Source organism: Methanoregula sp. (assembly GCF_003170075.1).
In the GTDB taxonomy this organism is placed as follows: Archaea; Halobacteriota; Methanomicrobia; order Methanomicrobiales; family Methanospirillaceae; genus Methanoregula.
The window spans coordinates 55,734-75,789 of record NZ_PMZU01000052.1 but is presented as its reverse complement, the minus strand read 5'-3'; the positions used below and the strand labels follow the sequence as shown (position 1 = coordinate 75,789).

The 20,056-nt window shown below is 47.9% G+C and carries 19 protein-coding genes and 1 pseudogene; 11 read left to right on the top strand and 9 right to left on the bottom strand.

Annotated elements, in window-relative coordinates:
* The first annotated feature begins 24 nt into the window (after positions 1–24).
* Together QZN75_RS06975 and QZN75_RS06970 are read left to right on the top strand one after the other, a co-directional pair.
* Positions 25–3,588: a hypothetical protein gene (locus QZN75_RS06975; RefSeq protein WP_292426544.1), complete on the top strand. Its 3,564-nt coding sequence runs from the start codon at positions 25–27 to the stop codon at positions 3,586–3,588.
* Positions 3,585–3,878 (top strand): acylphosphatase, encoded by a 294-nt coding sequence (locus tag QZN75_RS06970; protein ID WP_292426541.1) that lies wholly within the window; start codon positions 3,585–3,587, stop codon positions 3,876–3,878. The genes QZN75_RS06975 and QZN75_RS06970 overlap by 4 nt, the downstream gene beginning before the upstream one ends.
* Here QZN75_RS06970 and cas1 read toward each other — a convergent pair.
* On the bottom strand, positions 3,862–4,794 hold the full coding sequence (cas1, locus tag QZN75_RS06965) for a CRISPR-associated endonuclease Cas1 (protein ID WP_292426538.1): 933 nt from the start codon (positions 4,792–4,794) through the stop codon (positions 3,862–3,864). The genes QZN75_RS06970 and cas1 overlap by 17 nt on opposite strands.
* Positions 4,795–5,007: 213 nt before the next feature.
* Here cas1 and QZN75_RS06960 point away from each other — a divergent pair, with 213 nt between their 5' ends.
* From QZN75_RS06960 to QZN75_RS06950, 3 genes are read left to right on the top strand one after another with little or no spacing between them, the layout of a single operon-like run.
* Complete coding sequence (locus QZN75_RS06960; protein ID WP_292426552.1) at positions 5,008–6,297, top strand: phenylacetate--CoA ligase family protein; 1,290 nt, start codon at positions 5,008–5,010, stop codon at positions 6,295–6,297.
* Complete coding sequence (locus QZN75_RS06955) at positions 6,297–7,598, top strand: phenylacetate--CoA ligase family protein (protein WP_292426536.1); 1,302 nt, start codon at positions 6,297–6,299, stop codon at positions 7,596–7,598. Before QZN75_RS06960 ends, QZN75_RS06955 begins: the two co-directional genes overlap by 1 nt.
* 1 nt (position 7,599) lies before the next feature.
* Positions 7,600–8,034, top strand: a complete 435-nt coding sequence (locus tag QZN75_RS06950) for an ACT domain-containing protein (protein ID WP_292426533.1) — start codon at positions 7,600–7,602, stop codon at positions 8,032–8,034.
* Between the two features lie 8 nt (positions 8,035–8,042).
* Here the strand turns inward: QZN75_RS06950 and QZN75_RS06945 are convergent, their stop codons facing one another.
* The 7 genes and pseudogenes from QZN75_RS06945 to cobT all read right to left on the bottom strand — a co-directional run bounded on the left by QZN75_RS06945 (position 8,043) and on the right by cobT (position 13,745).
* Entirely contained in the window at positions 8,043–9,329 is a 1,287-nt protein-coding gene (locus QZN75_RS06945) for a bifunctional hexulose-6-phosphate synthase/ribonuclease regulator (protein WP_292426530.1), read from the bottom strand.
* 112 nt (positions 9,330–9,441) lie between these two features.
* Positions 9,442–9,948, bottom strand: coding sequence for a nitroreductase family protein (locus tag QZN75_RS06940; protein WP_292426527.1), 507 nt, complete (start codon positions 9,946–9,948; stop codon positions 9,442–9,444).
* Positions 9,949–10,004: 56 nt separating this feature from the next.
* The gene (locus QZN75_RS06935) at positions 10,005–10,976 is read right to left on the bottom strand and encodes a DUF3821 domain-containing protein (protein ID WP_292426524.1); all 972 of its coding nucleotides are present in this window, start codon (positions 10,974–10,976) and stop codon (positions 10,005–10,007) included.
* A 642-nt stretch (positions 10,977–11,618) separates the two neighbouring features.
* Positions 11,619–11,831 carry a hypothetical protein gene (locus QZN75_RS09995; RefSeq protein ID WP_366652807.1) on the bottom strand — a complete coding sequence of 71 codons (213 nt, stop codon included), beginning with the start codon at positions 11,829–11,831 and terminating at the stop codon, positions 11,619–11,621.
* Positions 11,832–12,125: pseudogene (locus QZN75_RS09990) on the bottom strand (YkgJ family cysteine cluster protein); the annotation flags it as partial. It lies immediately after the preceding gene.
* 59 nt (positions 12,126–12,184) lie between these two features.
* A complete protein-coding gene (locus QZN75_RS06925) occupies positions 12,185–12,739 on the bottom strand; it encodes a GMP synthase subunit A (RefSeq protein WP_292426522.1) in 555 nt (184 codons plus the stop codon).
* Positions 12,740–12,779: 40 nt separating this feature from the next.
* Entirely contained in the window at positions 12,780–13,745 is a 966-nt protein-coding gene (cobT, locus tag QZN75_RS06920) for a nicotinate mononucleotide-dependent phosphoribosyltransferase CobT (protein ID WP_366652805.1), read from the bottom strand.
* A gap of 143 nt (positions 13,746–13,888) precedes the next feature.
* Between cobT and QZN75_RS06915 the strand changes: the two genes are divergently transcribed.
* The 3 genes from QZN75_RS06915 (at position 13,889) to QZN75_RS06905 (ending at position 15,971) form a co-directional block, all read left to right on the top strand.
* Positions 13,889–14,323, top strand: coding sequence for a phosphatidylglycerophosphatase A (locus QZN75_RS06915; protein WP_292426517.1), 435 nt, complete (start codon positions 13,889–13,891; stop codon positions 14,321–14,323).
* Complete coding sequence (gene cobS / locus QZN75_RS06910; RefSeq protein ID WP_292426514.1) at positions 14,320–15,030, top strand: adenosylcobinamide-GDP ribazoletransferase; 711 nt, start codon at positions 14,320–14,322, stop codon at positions 15,028–15,030. The genes QZN75_RS06915 and cobS overlap by 4 nt, the downstream gene beginning before the upstream one ends.
* A 65-nt stretch (positions 15,031–15,095) precedes the next feature.
* The gene (locus QZN75_RS06905) at positions 15,096–15,971 is read left to right on the top strand and encodes a 4Fe-4S binding protein (RefSeq protein WP_292426512.1); all 876 of its coding nucleotides are present in this window, start codon (positions 15,096–15,098) and stop codon (positions 15,969–15,971) included.
* A gap of 4 nt (positions 15,972–15,975) precedes the next feature.
* Here the strand turns inward: QZN75_RS06905 and QZN75_RS06900 are convergent, their stop codons facing one another.
* A complete protein-coding gene (locus QZN75_RS06900) occupies positions 15,976–16,272 on the bottom strand; it encodes a hypothetical protein (RefSeq protein WP_292426509.1) in 297 nt (98 codons plus the stop codon).
* A 163-nt stretch (positions 16,273–16,435) separates the two neighbouring features.
* Here QZN75_RS06900 and tuf point away from each other — a divergent pair, with 163 nt between their 5' ends.
* The 3 genes from tuf to QZN75_RS06885 are packed head-to-tail and all read left to right on the top strand — an operon-like array spanning position 16,436 to position 19,686.
* Positions 16,436–17,716: a translation elongation factor EF-1 subunit alpha gene (tuf, locus tag QZN75_RS06895; RefSeq protein ID WP_292426507.1), complete on the top strand. Its 1,281-nt coding sequence runs from the start codon at positions 16,436–16,438 to the stop codon at positions 17,714–17,716.
* Positions 17,717–17,734: 18 nt separating this feature from the next.
* Positions 17,735–18,043 carry a 30S ribosomal protein S10 gene (gene rpsJ / locus QZN75_RS06890; RefSeq protein ID WP_292426505.1) on the top strand — a complete coding sequence of 103 codons (309 nt, stop codon included), beginning with the start codon at positions 17,735–17,737 and terminating at the stop codon, positions 18,041–18,043.
* 11 nt (positions 18,044–18,054) lie between these two features.
* Positions 18,055–19,686, top strand: a complete 1,632-nt coding sequence (locus QZN75_RS06885; RefSeq protein WP_292426502.1) for a flippase activity-associated protein Agl23 — start codon at positions 18,055–18,057, stop codon at positions 19,684–19,686.
* Positions 19,687–20,056: the final 370 nt, after the last annotated feature.

Below are 20,056 nucleotides of genomic sequence, written 5' to 3'. Positions count from 1 at the left end.
TATCTGCATATATGTGGTATAAAAATGATTTTATCTGCAGCAGTTACAGACAGAATAAAACGGGCGCTTGTTACTGATGACTGGAACATGCTTGATACTATTGTTACTGATGCATCCCGTTTTAAGGGAAAACATGCCCATGAACTGATGCAGCGTACAGTTAATTCAGTTATTGTAGAATGTGCATTTCGGAAAAATACACCTGAATTACTATCAGCACTTCATGATATCCCACAGGAGGGTGCTGAAGATCTCTTCTCTTTGGTTTTACGGCACTATATTACGACCAGAGATATCAGATGGTTTACCGCGCTCCTCGACCTCCCGGAAAAACTGGGGAAAAAAAGTTCGCAATCACAGATAATTGCCATTATCGCACAGACACTCATCTCCACGGGCATCTCTGAATCAGATCCAACGTATATCGAACAGGGATTAGCAGTACTGAATAAAATCACCTTCAGGAAATACCGGTCGGATTCTATTATCGAATGCATCCCCAGACTAACCAGATGGACGGTTATAAGTGGCAACATTATTATTCTGTACCGCGCACGGGATCTCATCGGTGAGATTAATGATGTGGCAAAACGTGCAGTACTGCATGCGGAAATAGCACAGGCACTTGCCACAATTGCTATCCACAAAAAAAATCTGGGCCTCTTTCTTGAAAGTATACAATTTGCAACAACGATTCACCAGAAACTCCGCCGGAGAGAGTGCCTCAACCATATCATCAACACGGGGATAAAATCGGCATTTGGAAAGGACTTGCTGGATATCCGCACGTTTATACTCAATTTTGAATCTCTGCCAGATGAGATACAGGGAGATCTGGTTAGTGCCCTGACCAAACCACTTCTTGATCATACAAAAAACAGAGATCTGATAAACGATAACCTGAATTTTCTCTGCAGAAAACTACCATTTACAAGCGAACTTGTCATACAAAATCTTCTTTTAAAGGCTGATAGATCCGGGGACATGTGGTACCTTTCAAATGCAATTGACTTTCTCCGTTACCTGCCCTCAAAAAAGAAGTATCCGGTCAGGGAGATCGTTCGTTCAGGGATTACTATTGCCCGGCATTCACGTTCCTCCAAGGTTCTTGTGAATCTGATACCATTTATTGAAAAGAACTGTGATTCTAATGATACCACCTGGATTTATCTCCAGTTTTCGCAAAGCATGTTACTTTTAGGTGATTTTGACAATGCATCAAAATTATTTGGACAAATATCAATGCCCACAGAAAATTTATCGCAGTACTGTAATTGCCTGGCAAAATTAATTGAAGAGGGTGTTTTTCATGATCAACAATCCTCCAAATTTAAAGAGATTCTCGGAAAATCAGACTCTTCGGTTTCTTCTGAAGTAATATGCCAGGCAGTTCACCAAATAAGTCATGTTACACCGTTTGCGGATATTGTAAAACATGTTGATTCATTAAAGCAGATCCTGATTCTGCGTTCAGGGTTTGATACCCTCATTCTCGATACTATCACAGTTTTGATAAACCGGGGATTTCTTGATTCGTGGGATTCTTTGATTCTGGTGGATCTTGCCAAATCAATCCAGAATCAATCCATCAGGGAACAGGCAATTTCAACGGTGGTCATGAAACTTGCAGAAATTGGCGTTCGGACCGGAAACCGCGATTTTCTCCAAGAATCAGTAGGTATCACCTGTTTTATTGAGGGACAGACAACCCGATCTGCGACGCTGAGCAGCATTATTGACGACGCTGCCCGTCTTGCTGCTTCAGAAGGAGACCTCGATCTTCTTTTACGGATGCGAATATGGAGCGGTTCCCTGCTGGATCCCGGCCTTGTAGCCTATGCGATGACAAATATTATTGAGGGGGTGATAAAATATGCAATAGCTAAACAAGTTCCGGAAGCCCTTGATGAAGCATACCGGATCGCACTGGATATTGAAGACCCCTCATTACGTATGCAGTTATGCGAGCGCATTGCAGAGTCGTTTGTCAGGATAGGGTGTGACCTTATACAAGATACAGCCTCACAGAATATCCGGTTGAATAAAAACACTCCTTTAAAGCCCTTTGAGAAGGGGTTGCAGTTATTAAAAGCAGAGATTAAAAATCCCCAGATCTCTCTGAAAATTGCCGGAATGATAGACATTATTCTTTTATCCTCAAAAAAGAGCACCAGTACGGATTACATCCTGCCTTTGGCATTGTATTCAATTGAGATAGAGAATCCCTTAGAACGCAATGCCATGATGTCCCGTATTGTTGCAAACCTCAATGAGGATTTCATCCATCCGGACTCTGCAGATCCCTATGAAGTACTGGCATACATCCTCCAGAATCATTACTATTCCCGATCAACACCAGCGATCATTGACCTGATTCACCACCTCCTCGATCTGACACGCGATCCGTTCGTACGACTCAAAGGCCTGTGTATGCTTGCTGATTCAGCGATTCAGATCCATGAGGTGACCCATGCCCATGCAATTCTGGATGAGGTTTTTTTAAACGTCCCAAAACTTCCCGCAGAGTACCAAAAAATACTGGTCATGGCAGATTTGACAATCGGGTACCGGCAGATCGACCCGGAAAAAGCAAGACAAAGTCTTGAAGAAGCGCTGAAAAGACTGCATGCCGTCGAGGATGACAAAAATACGGTTGTACGCCGCCAGATCGTGTTTGCCATTGTCAGCATGAATGGTATCCTACCGGAGGACAAGCAGATAAATCTTGTATTGGATGTCATCGCAGGAGTATCCGATCCCATAGAGTATGTTAAAGCACTTGTTTCTGCATACACTCTCGTGCGTGAAGACAAAGATACGTGTAAAACTGCCATACGCCACATTTTTGAGGCAATTGAAAAAATTGACACCCCTTACGATCAGGCACGGCTCATTTTGGAAGTAGTACCGCTTGTGGTACAGGACTGTGATGAGGATATGCCTCTTCGCATGTTAAAAAAAGCAGAATCGCTGTCAAAAACCATAAACATTCAGCACATTGCTGATACCATCCGTGATGAAATTGCGAGGGTACTTTTAGATCTCTCAAGAAGACAGGAAAAATCACAGTACCTGAAAAAATCTGCTGAAATTCTCACTCTGATCGAGGATGATGAACTACGCCAGTATCGACTATCCCAGATAGGTTGTGGTGATGCACCAGAAAAGAGCACGCCATATGCAAAAATCACGGCATTCTCGACGAGGATTATCCATGATGGATGCCAGCCAGGTCAGATTGTAGCACTTGAACGGGCAGTTCGTTCCGTGACTGATCGGGGGAAACGGGCATTTTTATTCTGCAAACTTTCCATTCTTTTCCGGGACGAGGGAGATCTGAAAACCGCAAAACGATTGTTAAACAATGCAATAAAAGAATCAGGAATCATCCGACCTCTTTCAAAACGGGCATATGTACGGTGCGATATGGCTATGAAGATGTATGCTGCAGGCTACGAGAACGTTGCTCAGGATATTCTTGACGATGCGATAGATGCAGCAACAAATATCCGGCAATCTACCCTTCGGGATGATGTCTTCAATGAACTCGGACTGGCAATCAAAGTTATGCAGGGGATGCAAGAGTGAAAACCCTTGAGATTATTATCACGGGCAGAGTACAGAAAGTAGGATTCCGTGCCTGTGCAAGAAAGATTGCCATGGATTTAAACGTGACCGGTACAGTCATGAACCTTGCTGACGGTAAAGTGCAGATCTTTGCAACTGCCGAGCCAATAATACTTGAAAAATTTATTTCGATGATCTATGGTTGTCCCCGGGCGGTTATACGGGACGTAAAAATTACGGAAATTATGGTACGAACCTATGATGAGTTCTCGATCATCAAAAACAATGGGCGAATCAGTACATCACTGTAAAGTCTTCCGTTTTTTGTATCGCTTTTAAAAGATTATTCACCTGGCGGTCAATTTTCTGATTATCGATGGACTTTTTGAAAACGCAGATCAGTTTTTTTACCAGCGCATCTGAAAGCATGCACCGTGAGGAGGTCAGCTCAAAATCATCAGGTTTTAAGGTGCCCTGAGCAGTACTGCACACAACGGGATCGATCATTACGGCCTTGAACGGTCCGATAAGATCCTGTACAAGTGCACCTTGTCCCTCGTGCAAGAGACCAAGATCAGGATCCAGCCGGGCGCCGATTACCGAAACACAGCAATTCCCATAGAGCATTGCATAGCCAAAAGAGAGCATGGCATTGATCGGATCACACTGTGGACGCACGGTACGCCTCTTAAAATTGAAATATTTCGGAACATCCCGTGAAAGTATTTCATAGTACATATCGGTGGTCAGATTTGATAAGCGTCGAATTTCATCCAGTTTTACCAGGTACTCCATTTCATCGAGGGCATTGTGCAGAATCTGCAGTTCGCCGTCATATAAAATGTCTGATCCCCGCAGATCCTGAAGTCGTTCGATTGCAATAAGACGGGATCGAAGGGAGGCCTGTGCAATCATCGTTGCGTACCGCTGACGAGGTAAGTCTTCCTGGAGATGTTGAATTTCCTTATCATTACAAGTTCCGGAGGGCCGGATGAGACCAACAGGATTACCATCGGGTTCGAAAAATGAGATGTATGACCCATTTTTTAAAAGGTGGGAGACTGTCGTCGTGCTCAGCGTATGACCCCCCACGATGAGAAGATTTTTAACTTCCTCAAGAGGGTACTCTTCGACAATTCCTTTATTGAGGATAATTAATTTTTTTTGTGTGGACTTGATATGGGCGCCAAACCCATACACGGCCAACCAAGGGATTGCACTTGACATAAAAGCCCATATGAAAACGCTTGATTTAATCTAATTAGTGCCATTTTCCTCTTGATTAAAGCATCGTTTTTGCCAGTGATTTATATATACTCAAAAGATTGTTGCACCTTTCGCATCTATCCACTTTTACACATGTAGAGACGAACGATGAAATATAAAGGATCTAATGTGTCATATATACGATGTCATGCAATAGCATAACAGATGATGCGGATGTTCTGGGACAAAAAAATGGAAACTCTGAATCCTGCTGACCTCAAGGCTCTTCAGCTGAAGCGTCTGAAAAAAACCCTCCGTTCGGTACAATCGGTCGAATTTTACCGGAAGCAGTTTGATAATGCCGGAGTAGTGGTATCCGATGTCAAAACGCTTGATGATCTCCAGAAATTTCCCTTCACGATAAAACAGGATCTCCGTGATGGTTATCCTTTCGGGTTTTTTGCAGTCCCAATGCGAAAAATTGTACGGATCCATACAACATCCGGCACAACTGGAAAACCTACCGTAGTGGGATATACCCGCAAAGATCTGGATACGTGGGCAAATCTTATTGCCCGTAATATGACTATGATTGGAATTGGGGAGGATGATATCTTCCAGAATATGGTTAATTACGGGATGTTCACCGGGGGCTTGGGATTCCATTACGGGGCAGAAAAAATAGGAATGACTGTAATCCCGAGCGCAACGGGAAATACCCGACGCCAGATCGAAATGATCCGCGATTTTGGGGTTACAACTATCCACTGTACACCAAGTTATGCGATGCATCTATCAGAAGTCGCCGAAGAGATGGGTGAAACCCTTGACTGTCTGAAAACCGGTATCTTCGGTGCTGAACCCTGGTCAGATAACATGAGACGTACCCTAGAAAATCGGCTCGGTGTTACAGCATATGACTCGTACGGTTTGAGTGAACTTTTTGGCCCGGGTGTCGCATTCGAATGTCCCGAACGGGATGGCCTCCATATCTGGCATGACAGTTACCTTGTCGAAATTATAAATCCGAAAACCGGAGAACGCCTTTCCGATGGGGAACGGGGGGAACTGGTTGTGACGCCACTTGTCAAGGAGGCCATGCCCCTCATACGCTACCGGACGGGTGATATCACCATGCTTATGGAGGATGGGTGTCTCTGTGGACGGGGGAAAAAGATCACACGGCTGAGCGGAAGAAGCGACGATATGCTGATTATCCGGGGTATCAATGTCTTCCCATCCCAGATAGAACATGTGCTCCTCAGGATCCCGGAAGTAGGCAATCAATTTATGGTATATATTGACAGAATCAATCATCTGGATGAGATGACCGTGGAAGTTGAGATTAACAGGAGCCATTTCAGCGGGGAACTTGCAGATCTTGCGAAGATCCAGAAAAAAGTCGTGAAAGAACTGCATGATACCCTTGAACTGCGGACAACAGTGAAACTGGTTGAACCGGGTTCACTACCCAGGTTTGAAGGGAAAGCCAAACGGGTTATCGATCGACGGGGGGACATCTGATGCAGTTCTGGGACCCGAGGATCGAAGAGCTGTCGAAAGCGGATCTCCAGAAGATGCAGTATAAATTATTAAAAAGTCTTGTATGCCGGCTCTATAGTTTTTCGCCCTTTTATCATGACCGGATGAAAGAGCAAAAAGTCCACCCGGATGACATCAAAGAATTAGCGGATGTAACCAAACTTCCCTTTATGTTCAAGCGGGATCTCCGGGATAGTTACCCCAACAAGATATTCACGGCAACCCAGGAAGAACTTGTACGTTATCATGTATCCTCCGGGACAACCGGAAAGCCAACGGTAGTCGGATATACCCAAAAGGATCTCGATAGCTGGACAACTTCACTTGCCCGGGGATTTACCGCAATTGGACTGGGGAGGGGGGATGTCATCCAGGTCAGTTACGGGTACGGCTTATTTACGGGGGGCCTGGGTGTGCACTACGGTGCAGAGCGCATTGGTGCAACCGTGCTCCCGACAAGTGTCGGAAACACCGAACGCCAGATTGAGTTGATGCAGGATCTCGAGGTAACAGCCATTGCCTGCACTCCCTCATACCTGCTCCATATCGGGGAGGTTGCGGAAAAGATGGGTATCGACATCAAAAAAGACACTCACCTCAAAACAGGAATCCTCGGAGCGGAACCCTGGACAGAAGGTATGCGTACCAGGATGGAAAACTGGCTGGGCATCAGGGCATACGATATCTATGGGACAAGCGAACTCTCCGGACCGATGTTTACCGAATGCACAGAACAAAACGGATTCCATGTCTGGTCAGACATTGCACTGGTGGAGGTAATCGATCCAAAGACCGGAGAACAACTCGAATCTGGCGAGAAAGGGGACCTTACCCTCACGATGCTCCAGAAAGAAGCGCTCCCGATGATCCGTTACCGCATTGGAGATATCTCATCGGTCGATGAGGACGTCTGCCCGTGCGGCAGAACAAGCCCGCGGATCAAACGAATCCAGGGTCGCGTAGACGATATGCTGATCATCAGGGGCATCAATGTCTTCCCCTCACAGGTAGAGTACGCCCTGATGTCAATTCCCGAAGTCGGTCAGCATTTCCAGATTGTTGTCGAAAGGACAGGTGCACTTGACGATATGCTCGTGAAAGTCGAATTGACTAAGGAATCATTCAGTGACAAGATCACTGATCTGATGCAGATCCAGCAGAAGGTAGAACACCGGCTCAGAAATGCACTGAACGTCGCCGTGGACGTTGAACTTGTGGAGCCGGGATCATTACCACGGTTTGAAGGCAAATCCAAGAAAGTGATCGATAAGAGGTCGTTATAACATGGACACGAAAAAATATGTCATTAAACAGATCTCGATCTTCTCGGAAAACCGCCCCGGCAGACTGGCATCGGTTGCGCAGGCGCTGGGTGAAGAGAAAATCAATATCCTTGCGTTCAGCATTGCAGAAGCAAATGGGTTTGGCGTTATCCGGGCACTGGTAGATCATCCGGAAGAAGCATATGAGAAACTATCCTCGCTGGGGTACAACGTTGCCTTTACCGATGTCATCGCTGTGCAGATGAAAGATCAGCCCGGAGGACTCTTTGAGATCGCGAAGGTTCTGGGAGATGCTGAGATCAACATCGAATATTCCTATGCATATTCGGGGAAAACGGCCGCGGTACTCATCCTCCGTGTCGATCAGGTGGATGACGCAATAGAAAAGATCCTGTCATCCGGTGCAACACTTCTGGAGCACTCGATCTTCCACTAGACCACGCCTTATTTCTTTTCCCATTTGATCAGTTCAGAAACCTCGGATAATGTACTTCCTCTACGGATCTCCTCACGGATCCTTGCTTCGGTTTTTTTAACTTCAAGTGCCCTTCGTGCAACTTCATAGGCCCGTTCACAGGGGATCACGACAACTCCGCTTTCATCCCCGACAACCCAGTCTCCCGGGTGAATATACTGCCCGCAACACAAGATCTCTGCATTGATTTCCCCCAATCCTTTGGGCTCTCCGGCATTTGGGACGATGGCCCGGGCAAAGAGGGGGAACTTCATCGCGCGGATGTCATCGATATCGCGCACAGCTCCATCGATAACAACACCCGCAATCCCTTTTTTCATGCAGCTTAATGTTGCCAGTTCTCCCCATGGTGCAATATGAGTGCAACTATCATTATTGATCACAAGAACATCCCCGGCCTTTGCGATCTCAATTGCTTCCACGGGTTTTGCCCAGTCGCCGGCAATGGTTTGTACAGTTACGGCCTTTCCTGCCATTTTTACATTCCCGCAGACAGAGATCAGTCCCGGAAGTGCACCTTTCCTGTGCATCGCATCGCTGATGTTGGGTGTCGAAACCTGCATAAAAAGCGAATGGATCTCTTTATCCAGACTCTTTTTTTCCGGGGTCTGGATGGATGGTGAATCAATCGCCTGGCGGATCAATTGAGTGGATCCCGTTACATCGGCAGAGCGGGCAATCCATCCCCCGACAATTACGATATCTGCACCATGCTTCACGGCTTCCCCGGCGGATACAGCATCCAGTCCACCGGCAACTGCAACCGGAAGGTGAATTTCTCCCCGAACTGATTTCAGAAGATCCAGTGAGTCCTTTCCGATCATCTGCTGATCGATGCCCACATGGGCGACAATGATATCCACCCCCAGAGATTCAAGGACTCGGACACGGGCTACGGGATTCTGAACATTGATGAGATCTGCCATCAGTCGGGTCCCGTATAACCGGCTCGCCCGCACGGCTTCTGCTATAACAGAATCGTCCGCATCGGCAAGAATGCAAACAATACTGGCACCGGCTTTTGCAGCCATCTCGACTTCCATGGTACCGGTATCAGCGATCTTCATATCTGCGACAATGACCGCATCCGGGAACTGCTCGCGTAAGGTACGGATAGCCTGCATTCCCTCGCTCTTGATAAGCGGTGTGCCGGCTTCAATCCAGTCCACTCCACCGGCGAGTGCCTCTTTTGCGATTTGCACGGCCCGGTTAAGTTCGAGAAGATCCAGTGCAACCTGCAGGACAACCTTTTTCATAAATACAGATGGGTTGCGGGGGATGCTTAAGGATTACGAAACCTGAACACCAGCACGATTTCCAGAGGGGGGACACAAAAAAATGATCTGGCAAGATGATGTTTCGCCAAGATTAGTCCTGCACGAACCTGTCAAAAAATATCATTTTCTTTGTATCTTTCTTTGAGGCAACAGAAATGTCCTGAGGTAATCCTGCGGGAACCAGTGAGACAAGGGTGTACTTTTCCGGGACATTCAGGAGCTTACGAACATCTTCAGCATATCCTTTTTTAGCTCCGGCAACCCAGCATGAACCCACTCCATAGGCATGCAGCCCGAGTATCAGGTTTTCAGTCGCTGCGCAGCAGTCTTCCAGATAATATTTTACATTGCGTTCACCAAAAACCGCAAAACAGACTGCCGCATCCGCAATGAATTTTCCGTGATCGGTGAGTGCTGCAATTTTTTCGAGTTGTTCTTTTATGCGTACCACACCAATCAGCCACGGCTGGATGTTCATAGCCGTTGGTGCATGAACAGCACATTCTATTGCATCATGAATGAGAGTATCATCAACAGGATCCGGTTTGAATTTCCGCACGCTGTGCCGTCCTTTGATAACCGCAGTTACAACATTCATACATCGGATATGGAGGAACGACGGATAAAAAGGTTATGCATATCGGCAAAAATTGATTAGTGCTGTTTTTTCAGGATAATGACTGCGGCGAGAGCACAAACGGAAACCAGTGCCAGGACTACACCAAATCCAGCGGATTTCGTGGGGATAGTTTCCAACGTGGTGAGTCCGGAAGAAACGGTAGACACGGGCATGGTTGTTGCTGCAACAGAGGGAATCGTAGTAATATGATAAGTTGCCGGAATGGTGGTGATCACAGTCGTGGATGCGGAAGTAATCTGGGTCGTCGGACTTGTTGTAGGGACATTTACCGAGATTAACGGATTCTGATCCTGATCGAGCAGACTGGTTTGCTGGCTTATCGTCTTACCGGCTACTCCGTAATTATCCTTCATACTATTCACGTTGCATTCCGCCCAGATTGTATAAGTACCGGTGGAGTACAGGGAATTGCCGGTATCCCATATCGGACCTGTTTCATACGTGGGGGTTGAAACCGCAAGATATTCAACAGGATGCGCCTTTCCTGAACTATCGATAAGCGCGGAGTATGTTCCCCCTTGTGGAGGTTGAACGTTTATGGTAATACCTTCTGATGACGAACTGCCTCCTCGCGAGAATATCGGATTCAAGTTTGTATCGATCTCGAATGATACCTGATCACCCCGGGGGACCCATTTATTCGTTACATCAACACTTACTGTCGTATCCAATACCCGGATATTCAGAGTGGGATCAGCAACGCGGAAGGCGACAATCATCCCATCAGGTTTTCCTTGCGCATTGAGCCGGTACCACGGGCCGGTGTACTGACCGAACGTTGCAGGAGAGACATAAAAGGGCGTAGCAGCCGTCTCTTGCCCCGAAGGAGAACTCGTGGCTATAGCTGCACCCGGAGCCCACCAGCCAATCTGCGTATCGTTCCCCATTGCAGAAGTAATGTCAAGTCCCTGCTCTCCAATGAAAACAGTATTGCCCTGAGTGATCTTCGTATATCCCGCAGTCACTGCAGTCACTGGAAGGACCATCAGTAAACACAAACATATACTGATGAATATACTGATGATCAAACACGGTCTGGTTATTCCGGGTACCATAGACACCCATTCTTTTTTTGTCTTAAAAAATCTGACGCTCCAGAAATTTTCATCCGGTAAAGAGAACAAGGGATCAGTACTTCACTAATTTCAGGTTGGATCAATAACTCCCAAAAATCGGTGCTAGTCATGTAAAAACCGGAACGCCCACCCCTCTTCATCATTTTCCTGTATACCCTCAATCCGGATTCGGGCCCGTGGTGGCATCCCGGGGGCCCGATCGGGTGCCAGACAATCACCAAGGTCGACTAAAAAAATCCCTCCAACAGAACACCGCTAAAGGGAAAATATAATGCCCCGGGATTTGCCCGGTTTTTAGATTTTCGCCGCAAATCGCGGGGATAATTTTCGTGGTGGACAAAAACAGTCCCATTTTTACGTTCACCACCGGACCCTGATGGGAAGACAAGCCCGTTTGGCCCCGGATTGAGGGAGGCGAGACCGTTTGTCTGAATGCAGGGTGGGTTTACACCCCCGGGGGGATGGATAATCATTCAATGTTCATGGAGGATAATTTAGAGAAGTACTGGGGACATACTCTCCGGGGAAAAACACGGGGACTTCCCTGGCCGTTTATAAATATTTCATACCCTCAGTATCAATGACCACAAATGTCCCCCTGGGCAGGGTTACATTTTTCAGGTGCTGCTGTATTTTATCACGCTCATACTTTTCAGCCAGACAACGATCGATAAGAGCATCAGCAATCTCCCGGGCATCCTTTTTTGAGATAGCCCTTCCCACACCCGGGCATCGGGAAACCACAAGATCCTCCCTGTCAAGCATAAAAGGGAACGTACGACATATCAACGGGCGTGCCGCACAGATTTTACATTGATCTGCATGAAGAAATTCGCAATGATCACACGCCCGTCGTATAACCCATTCAAAAGTATATTTTTCCCCATGAATCCCGTGAATGGTTTCCGGGTATGGTGCTGCGATATCTTCCCACGAATACCCATACCGGGAAATGATGGCCCGAATCTCATCAGGGCCAACCATAACAAGAACCGGTTCATCAGACTCAGCCCTGCAACAGGAACCACAACGGGTACAACAAAAACCGACAGCGCGCATTTTTGCCGCAAGAAGATCCGGTGAGATCATGCATCAAAAGACATCACTTATTACCGATATCAGTTCCTACAGATCGTATCGAAATTCTCGTATACTCTTTTCCCGTCCAGCGTGTGGCTTACCTCAGGATGCCACTGGAGCCCGTAAATCTTTTTTTGGGGACACGCAATGGCCTCTATCTTGCAGATACCTGAACTGGCAAGGAGTGTAAAACCTTCCGGTACCCTGCAGACCTCATCCGCATGCGATGCCCAGACTGGAATTTTTTCAGGATAACCTGCAAGAATATCATCATGTACACCGATGCTGACTTCGACCGATCCGTACCCCCCGGATTTTCCCGGATGAACATCACCACCGAATTTTTTTGCGATAATATGAAGCCCCAAGCAGATCCCAAGAACAGGAAGTCCCAGATCCAGATATTCGGCACACTTTCCGGCACGCTCGATCGCGGGGCCGCCACCGAGAATAATCCCCCGGTACCCTGCTTCGACTTCTCCTTTCGGGGTCGTATTGGGAATCAACGCTACTTCGATATCCAGATCTCTGAGGGCACGGTGTATCAGATGGTTGAACTGCCCATAATTGTTGACCACACAGATGGGAAGCATTGTCCTGATATATTTAGGATAAAAGAAGTATTAAGCCTGTTCAGCTGTATGCCTGAACCGTCTCAAAGATCTTCTTCTGGATCTGATCCGGTGTAAAACCCATCATGCAGGCCATAAACATCGCTCCCCCGGCACCTGTACCTTCCTTGACCTCACCATGACAATAACGGGCAAGACCATCATGCCCGAGCTCGCCAAACCCGGGGTCGACATAGTATATGGATATCCCCATCATCTCCGCAAGTTCCTGCACGTTTGCGGTACGGTCATCGCGGACATATACGGTCGTTGCGATCGCTGGCACGGAATCGTTCATTGCCTTGATCACACCGCAGACCGCAAGCATCTGGGTTCCCCCAGCAAGCACCAGCGTGCCGGTATAGGTGTTGGCAATTCCTGCAGCAACCGGGATCATCGGGTCTCCGACACGTTTGATTATCTCGATGGGATCCGTAATATTGTTGGCAGCAATTCCTGTCAGAACCTGACGGCAGAATGCTTCTTTCTGATTTACCGGATTCTGGACCAAACTACTGCTGACCGTGGCAGGATATCCAAGAGCGCGGAGAACACAGAGCGCGGTCGTTGTCCCGCCCGGTATACATTCACCCAGTACGAGCAGATCACTTGACCACGAAAGAAATTTGCCGATCTCTTGTCCATGGAGAAAAAGGTTCTTTGCCAAAGGTACTGCATTACTGCTTCTCGGATCCTCCCCGATCCCACCCAGCGCATCAAGATACGAAACGGTCAACGGATATTTCAATCCCGCATTGATAAAGAGCGGGGGAACACCGGTCAATTCTATCATCGCACGCGTAATTGAGGCCGGGGTAGGGCACCCGGTTGGAGTGTTTGGTTTGAGGGGGAGACTGGTGATCCGGCCGGTCGTTACCAGTTCGGCATCAAGGTTGGGTGTCAGAAGGGTTTTTTCCGGCGTCGGGCCAGCTCCGGAAAAGCCCGGGATAGTTGAGATCAGGGTATTTCCGAGGATTACACAAAACAAGGGTTTTTTACAAGGGACACAGGGAGTACCAGAAAGAAATGGCATAAGTATTCAGATGATTATTTTTATCCATTGTGTTTGAACATATCGGCACATCGTGTCATAACCCTATAATAGGAGGGTAACCCCATTACCTTTCTAAAATGTTTGAGATCGAAGAACGGCTGGAAAATAAGGGAATCACACTCGATGCCATAGTCGAGGCGGCTATGGGGCTCTACGTCTCCCATGGAATACCGGAAGAGCAGGCTTCCATGAATATAAAAGCAAAAATACAGAAATACCTCCAGGACCCTAATGTCTCCTCCCTGCTCCTTGGTGCGGTGTTGCTCGAAGAGGAGCTCTATGAAAAGCGCAAAAATTCGGAGATTGCCGAAGACCCGGTCTTTTTATTGAGCGACGAGATCATCGGGATGGCCATTGCTGAATGCATCGGCGGGACGTATGCCCGGTTCGAGTTCACCCGGTATGACCAGAAAAAGCCCGGCATTCTTGCCACCCTGGGACCCTTCCTTGACGATGCCGTGGCAGGCCTGATCGCAGGTTGCACCTCCCGCCTTTACAGTGAATGTGTATGAGACCGTTTCTGTCACTCTTACAGTTCACCACCATACTTCCTCTGGGAAAACCACAGGAGTTTGATCATTTTGCACGTTATTCATGGCTTTACCCGGTTGCAGGATATGTAATTGCGTTTCTGGTTGCGGTGCCGGTATTTTTTATTACCGATCGAACGCTTGCAGCAGCTGTCGCCGTTGCAGGAGTGATCATCCTTTCAGGTGCCCATCACTTTGACGGCCTTCTTGATTTCGGCGACGGACTGATGGCGCATGGGGGTCACGAGAAAAGGACCCGGGCACTCACTGACAGGTACGTCGGCGCGGGGGGTATCGCCGCAGGACTGCTTGTCACCCTTCTGCTCTTTGCCGGCCTCCATGCAGCAGCATCCATTATTTCCGCACTCATCATAGGGGAGGTCTGTGCAAAATTTTCCATGGCATTCCTTACAGCGTATGGGACACCGTTCAAAGAGGGGATGCATAGTTACCTCCACCAGTTTGCCCGGCCCTATTTCCCTTTCCTGTCGATTCTTCTATGCCTCCCCCTCATTTTCCTTCCGGTCACTCCGTTCCAACTGGTAACCGCAGCGATAGTCATGATCCTGTGCCCCATCCTCCTCCTCAAAGTATCTGAAAAACTGTTCGGTGGAATCAACGGCGATGTGGTCGGGGCGGCAAACGAAATCACCCGGGCTCTCGTTATTGTTGCGCTGGCACTGGCCTGAACCATTCATGTTCTTTCGTGCCACAACACCATCCTTAATATTTGTCCTGCTCGCACTCTTGATCGATGTTTAAGGATCTAAGCGTTCACATGAAAGGGGGCGTCATCACCGAGCGGGACCCGCAGTACTGTACCGTCCGTATACGTCTGCCCGCCGGCATATTTTCAGTAGAGCAGATGCGCGGAATTGCCACCATCGCAAAACGGTATGGAAAAGGTTTTGTCCATTGTACCGCACGGCAGACCGTGGAAATTCCCCATGTCGATCCAAAAAGACTACGGGCACTGGGAAAAGCGCTGATGAAGAATGGCACGCCGATTGGATCTGAACGTGATGAGATTGTCAACGTGATTGCCTGCCCGGGCACCGAACGCTGCAAATTTGCCAATATCGATACGGCGAGCCTTGCAAAAAAAATCGATCAGAAGTTGTTTGGGAAAGTCATGCCGGTTAAAATGCGTATTGCAGTATCAGGCTGCCCGAATGGATGTACAAGTCCCCAGCTCAATGAGATCGGGATCATGGGCCGGGTGCGCCCCCTTCGCATCAAAGGCCAGTGCACGGGCTGTGGAACCTGTGTTGAATACTGTAAGGAAAACGCAATCATTATCCGGAACGGATTATCCGAACTCAATGAAGACAAATGCGTCCAGTGCGGAGTGTGCGTCCAGTCCTGCCCGTTCGATCTTTTAAAAGCAGAAGACCGTCATTTCCTGATCCTTGTCGGTGGAAGGCGGGGGCGGCACCCGCATCTCGGAAGGGAGCTCGTCACAGTACCGGATGAAGAGACCGTCGTCAGGGCAGTAGAGAAGATCGTTGATTGGGTTTACCGCCGGGCATGGAGCGGAAGGATGTTGTCGGATCAGCTGAACGATCTGCAATTCGAAACATTCAGAGACTATATAAAAAAAGAGCTTTCCACACCAACCGTTCAGACGTAGTGTTTTAATATAATTTTAAAAAACCCTCGTTTTTGTCATCATCACATTCGACAGCAGATCCGTCCTGTACCAGCGTGTTGAACATCATTGCGGCATTCATGAGCGTTTCATCGGCAGCGCCCCGCTGACGTATGTCGTTGAGCGCTTTTACCTGGGGGGATGGAGCCAGACGGGTTCCTACACGGATACCCTGACAGTGCCTGCAGTACGCACATGAACTGTACACCGATACATTGCGCCCGGCACATTCAACAGTCACCCGGTTTTTGGTGGTGTCCCGTTGGAATGGTAGTGTCTTCATACCTAAGAGAGTATTCAAACAAAAGATATGAGAATATCGATATAAATTTTCACCTGAAAAAGGGTAAAAGGAATCGAAATACTTTAAATAGATGCGTCTCATATATGTAATACTCGCATAGACAGACGGTATGCGGACAATTACAACATGGGAGGAACATTGAATGGCAGCTAATAAGCCCCACATGAATCTGGCTGTTATCGGACACATCGACCACGGAAAGTCAACCACCGTCGGGCGGATGATGTTCGAGACAGGTGCAGTACCTGCACACATTATTGAGGCCTACCGAAAGGAGGCTGAATCGAAGGGTAAGGCGACTTTTGAATTCGCATGGGTCATGGATAACCTCAAGGAAGAGCGTGAAAGAGGTATCACGATCGATATCGCCCACAAGCGGTTCGACACCCCGAAGTACTATTTCACGGTCGTCGACTGCCCCGGACACAGAGATTTCGTCAAGAACATGATCACCGGCGCATCACAGGCTGACGCTGCGATCCTTGTTGTCGCAGCTCCCGATGGTGTCATGGAACAGACCAAGGAACACGTATTCCTTGCCCGTACTCTTGGGATCTCGCAAATCATCATTGCCATCAATAAGATGGACGCAGTAAAATATGATGAGAAGCGCTTCAACGAAGTCAAAAAGGATCTCTCGGATCTCATCAAGATTGTAGGTTACAAACCTGACGAGACTCTTTTCATCCCGGTCAGCTCGCTCCAGGGAGTCAACATTAAAGTCAACAGCCCAGAAACCCCGTGGTACAAAGGGCTCCCGTTGATTGCGGCACTGGATACTTTCAAGGAGCCGTCAAAACCAACCGACAAACCACTCCGCCTGCCAATTCAGGATGTCTACAGCATCAGCGGTATCGGTACGGTGCCGGTCGGCCGTGTCGAAACCGGTATCATGAAGAAAGGCATGAAGGTTTCATTCATGCCGGCGAACAAAGATGGAGAAATCAAGTCCATCGAGATGCACCACGAGGAAATCCCCCAGGCGTTACCCGGTGACAACGTTGGGTTTAACGTCCGTGGTATTGCAAAGGGTGACATTCGCCGTGGCGATGTCTGCGGCCCTGCCGAGCAGCCCCCAACCGTGGCAGAGGAATTCACTGCACAGGTTGTTGTGCTCCAGCACCCCAGTGCAATCACGGTCGGTTACACGCCGGTCTTCCACTGCCACACAGCCCAGACAGCCTGTACGTTTATCGAGCTCAGGAAGAAACTCGACCCGCGCACTGGCGAGACCAAGGAAGAGAACCCCACATTCTTAAAGACCGGTGATGCGGCCATTGTCCAGATCAAGCCGACAAAGCCCATGGTCATCGAGAATGTCAAGGACCTCCCGCAGCTGGGCAGGTTCGCCGTCCGTGATATGGGTTCAACCATCGCAGCCGGTATGTGTATCGCCGTTCAAGCAAAACAAATGATTAAATAAATTTTTGGTGTGATCATAATGCAAAAAGCCAGAATTCGCCTGACAGGAACAGATTTCAATAAAGTAGAGACGGTCTGTGACAGGATCCGCGAGATTGCCGAACGCACAGGGGTGAATCTGGCTGGGCCCATCCCACTCCCGACAAAAAGACTCGTTGTACCAATCCGTAAAAGCCCCGATGGGGAAGGAACCGCAACCTTCGATCGCTGGCAGATGCGTATACATAAGAGACTCATTGATATCGACGCAGATGAGCGTGCACTCCGCCAGTTGATGCGGATTCAGGTGCCAAAAGATATCGGTATTGAGATTGTTTTAGAGAGTTGAAGGTGCGGCACGTGGAAAAAGCCGCTTCTTTTTCCGATAAGATAAAACACATCTTTACTTTTGAGCGGGTTTTTCTTTTAATTTTACTGCTTACCATCATCCTGAGATTCTGGCATCTGGATCTCAAATTATTCCACCATGATGAAGCCATCCATTCATGGTTTTCCTTTAATCTCCTGACAAAAGGAACCTGGGTCTACGACCCCAGTTACCACGGTCCTTTCCTCTATTATGTCACAGCCGGGATGTTCTCGCTTTTTGGTGCATCAGATCTTGTTGCACGATTACTTCCGGCATTATTCGGAACGCTGCTTGTACCTCTGGTCTACTTTATTTACCGGCTCGGGTATATCACAAAGGCGCAGACACTCATTGTCGCGCTGTTCATTGCCATATCCCCGGACATGGTCTATTTCTCCCGGTTCCTCCGTCATGATATTTTCATGCTTTTTTTCACCCTGCTCCTCCTTGTTGCCCTGCTTTATTATTTTGAGCGGGGACAACTACGATACGTCATTGTCGCTGCAATAGCAACTGGGGGAGCGCTTTGCTGTAAAGAAGAGATGCCGATCATATTGTTGATCTTCATCTCGTTTTTTGGGTATTCAATCTGGAAAAAACGCATCCATCTGCCACCCCAATGGAAACATGATCTCCTTATCGGATTGTTTATCATTATCGGGATTCTTGTTGCCCTCTATTCCGCATTCGGGATGCATCCGGAGACGCTGGTCGGTCAGAATTTCCAGATCAATACCACTGGATGGTATCAGGCTGCTGACCACTGGTTGGCCATGCATGAAGAGCAGCGTCTTGGAGGCCCGTTCTATTTCTATATTCCCTTGTATCTCCTGTATGAATTGCCGATATTCCTTCTTGCAATACTGGGAACTCTCCAGTTTGTATTCAAAGGCACTAACCTGGCCCTTACCGGCAGGCGTATAAAAAACTGGCTGAAATCCCGCCGCTTTGAACTCTCAACAGCGGACCTTGCCACAACAAGCCTTGCCCAAATCAGGACACCCTTAGCAACCACGGAAAAATCAGATTTTTTCTTCCAGCTTTGCATCTACTGGATGATTCTGACCATGGCGTTTTATGCATATGTTGGCGAGAAAGTCCCTTGGCTTTTGATCCACCAGCTGCTCCCCATGTGCTTTGTTGCCACATACAAACTGAACTGGCAGAAGATTGTATTTGCCCTCATAGGATGCATCTTCCTGATCCTGATGACATGGCACGTTGCTTTTGTCCCGGTGGATATCAATGAACCCATTATCCAGGTTCAGAATTCCGAAGACCTGCGGGAGGTTATGACGCTGATCGATGCTTCCGATCATGTGGTCGTCGCATCGACGGATTACTGGCCGTTACCCTGGTATTACCGGGGCGATCGGTGGAATAAGATCACATTCTATGGCCAGACAGAGGATGAAAAGACCCTGACTGAGAACCACCCCGGAGTGATCATTCTTCACGATACAGAGAGTTATCCCTCCCTGTCGGGATATGATAAAAAGACCTACAAACTCAGTTACTGGTTCTCATTCTATGATAATGATAACCGGCTCTTTGATTATTACATTCACCGTGACGGGAAGATGGGAAGTATAAATATCGATGTTTTTACACCGCAACAGTAAGAGACCTCGTTTTTTGAGCGATTCTGTGCTTTATGGTTAATTTGACTATGTATGTGGGGATTATCCATGCAAGAAGTCTTTCATTCAGTATATAAATACATAAACACAGTGCTTATTGTCACATTAGTATTTTGGGGGTCCGATGTGGTAGATATTTAATGAGAATTTATCAGGTTTCTAAATAGAGATCTCCCACATCAAGCCTCATGCTGAGACTTCCCGTGGCCCGATCCTTTGCAGCAGAGAGATTAATAATTCCCCCCCTTAATGGAACCTGTAAAGGGATCAGAGAACCCCCCCGATCACTGTGCAGTTTTTGATGCTAACCGATTATTTAAAACATTCTCGTGGCGGGCAGTGAGCGATCTGT

What these genes read in the sequence shown, in the direction of transcription:
- rpsJ (WP_292426505.1), top strand. Translation starts at nt 17,735, where the DNA reads ATGCAAAAAGCCAGAATTCGCCTGACAGGAACAGATTTCAATAAAGTA.
- QZN75_RS06935 (WP_292426524.1), bottom strand. Translation starts at nt 10,976, where the DNA reads ATGGTCCTTCCAGTGACTGCAGTGACTGCGGGATATACGAAGATCACT.
- QZN75_RS06940 (WP_292426527.1), bottom strand. Translation starts at nt 9,948, where the DNA reads ATGAATGTTGTAACTGCGGTTATCAAAGGACGGCACAGCGTGCGGAAA.
- QZN75_RS06915 (WP_292426517.1), top strand. Translation starts at nt 13,889, where the DNA reads ATGTTTGAGATCGAAGAACGGCTGGAAAATAAGGGAATCACACTCGAT.
- QZN75_RS06975 (WP_292426544.1), top strand. Translation starts at nt 25, where the DNA reads ATGATTTTATCTGCAGCAGTTACAGACAGAATAAAACGGGCGCTTGTT.
- QZN75_RS06945 (WP_292426530.1), bottom strand. Translation starts at nt 9,329, where the DNA reads ATGAAAAAGGTTGTCCTGCAGGTTGCACTGGATCTTCTCGAACTTAAC.
- QZN75_RS09995 (WP_366652807.1), bottom strand. Translation starts at nt 11,831, where the DNA reads ATGCTTGACAGGGAGGATCTTGTGGTTTCCCGATGCCCGGGTGTGGGA.
- QZN75_RS06905 (WP_292426512.1), top strand. Translation starts at nt 15,096, where the DNA reads ATGTTTAAGGATCTAAGCGTTCACATGAAAGGGGGCGTCATCACCGAG.
- cas1 (WP_292426538.1), bottom strand. Translation starts at nt 4,794, where the DNA reads ATGTCAAGTGCAATCCCTTGGTTGGCCGTGTATGGGTTTGGCGCCCAT.
- tuf (WP_292426507.1), top strand. Translation starts at nt 16,436, where the DNA reads ATGGCAGCTAATAAGCCCCACATGAATCTGGCTGTTATCGGACACATC.
- QZN75_RS06960 (WP_292426552.1), top strand. Translation starts at nt 5,008, where the DNA reads ATGTTCTGGGACAAAAAAATGGAAACTCTGAATCCTGCTGACCTCAAG.
- QZN75_RS06925 (WP_292426522.1), bottom strand. Translation starts at nt 12,739, where the DNA reads ATGCTTCCCATCTGTGTGGTCAACAATTATGGGCAGTTCAACCATCTG.
- QZN75_RS06950 (WP_292426533.1), top strand. Translation starts at nt 7,600, where the DNA reads ATGGACACGAAAAAATATGTCATTAAACAGATCTCGATCTTCTCGGAA.
- QZN75_RS06900 (WP_292426509.1), bottom strand. Translation starts at nt 16,272, where the DNA reads ATGAAGACACTACCATTCCAACGGGACACCACCAAAAACCGGGTGACT.
- QZN75_RS06955 (WP_292426536.1), top strand. Translation starts at nt 6,297, where the DNA reads ATGCAGTTCTGGGACCCGAGGATCGAAGAGCTGTCGAAAGCGGATCTC.
- cobS (WP_292426514.1), top strand. Translation starts at nt 14,320, where the DNA reads ATGAGACCGTTTCTGTCACTCTTACAGTTCACCACCATACTTCCTCTG.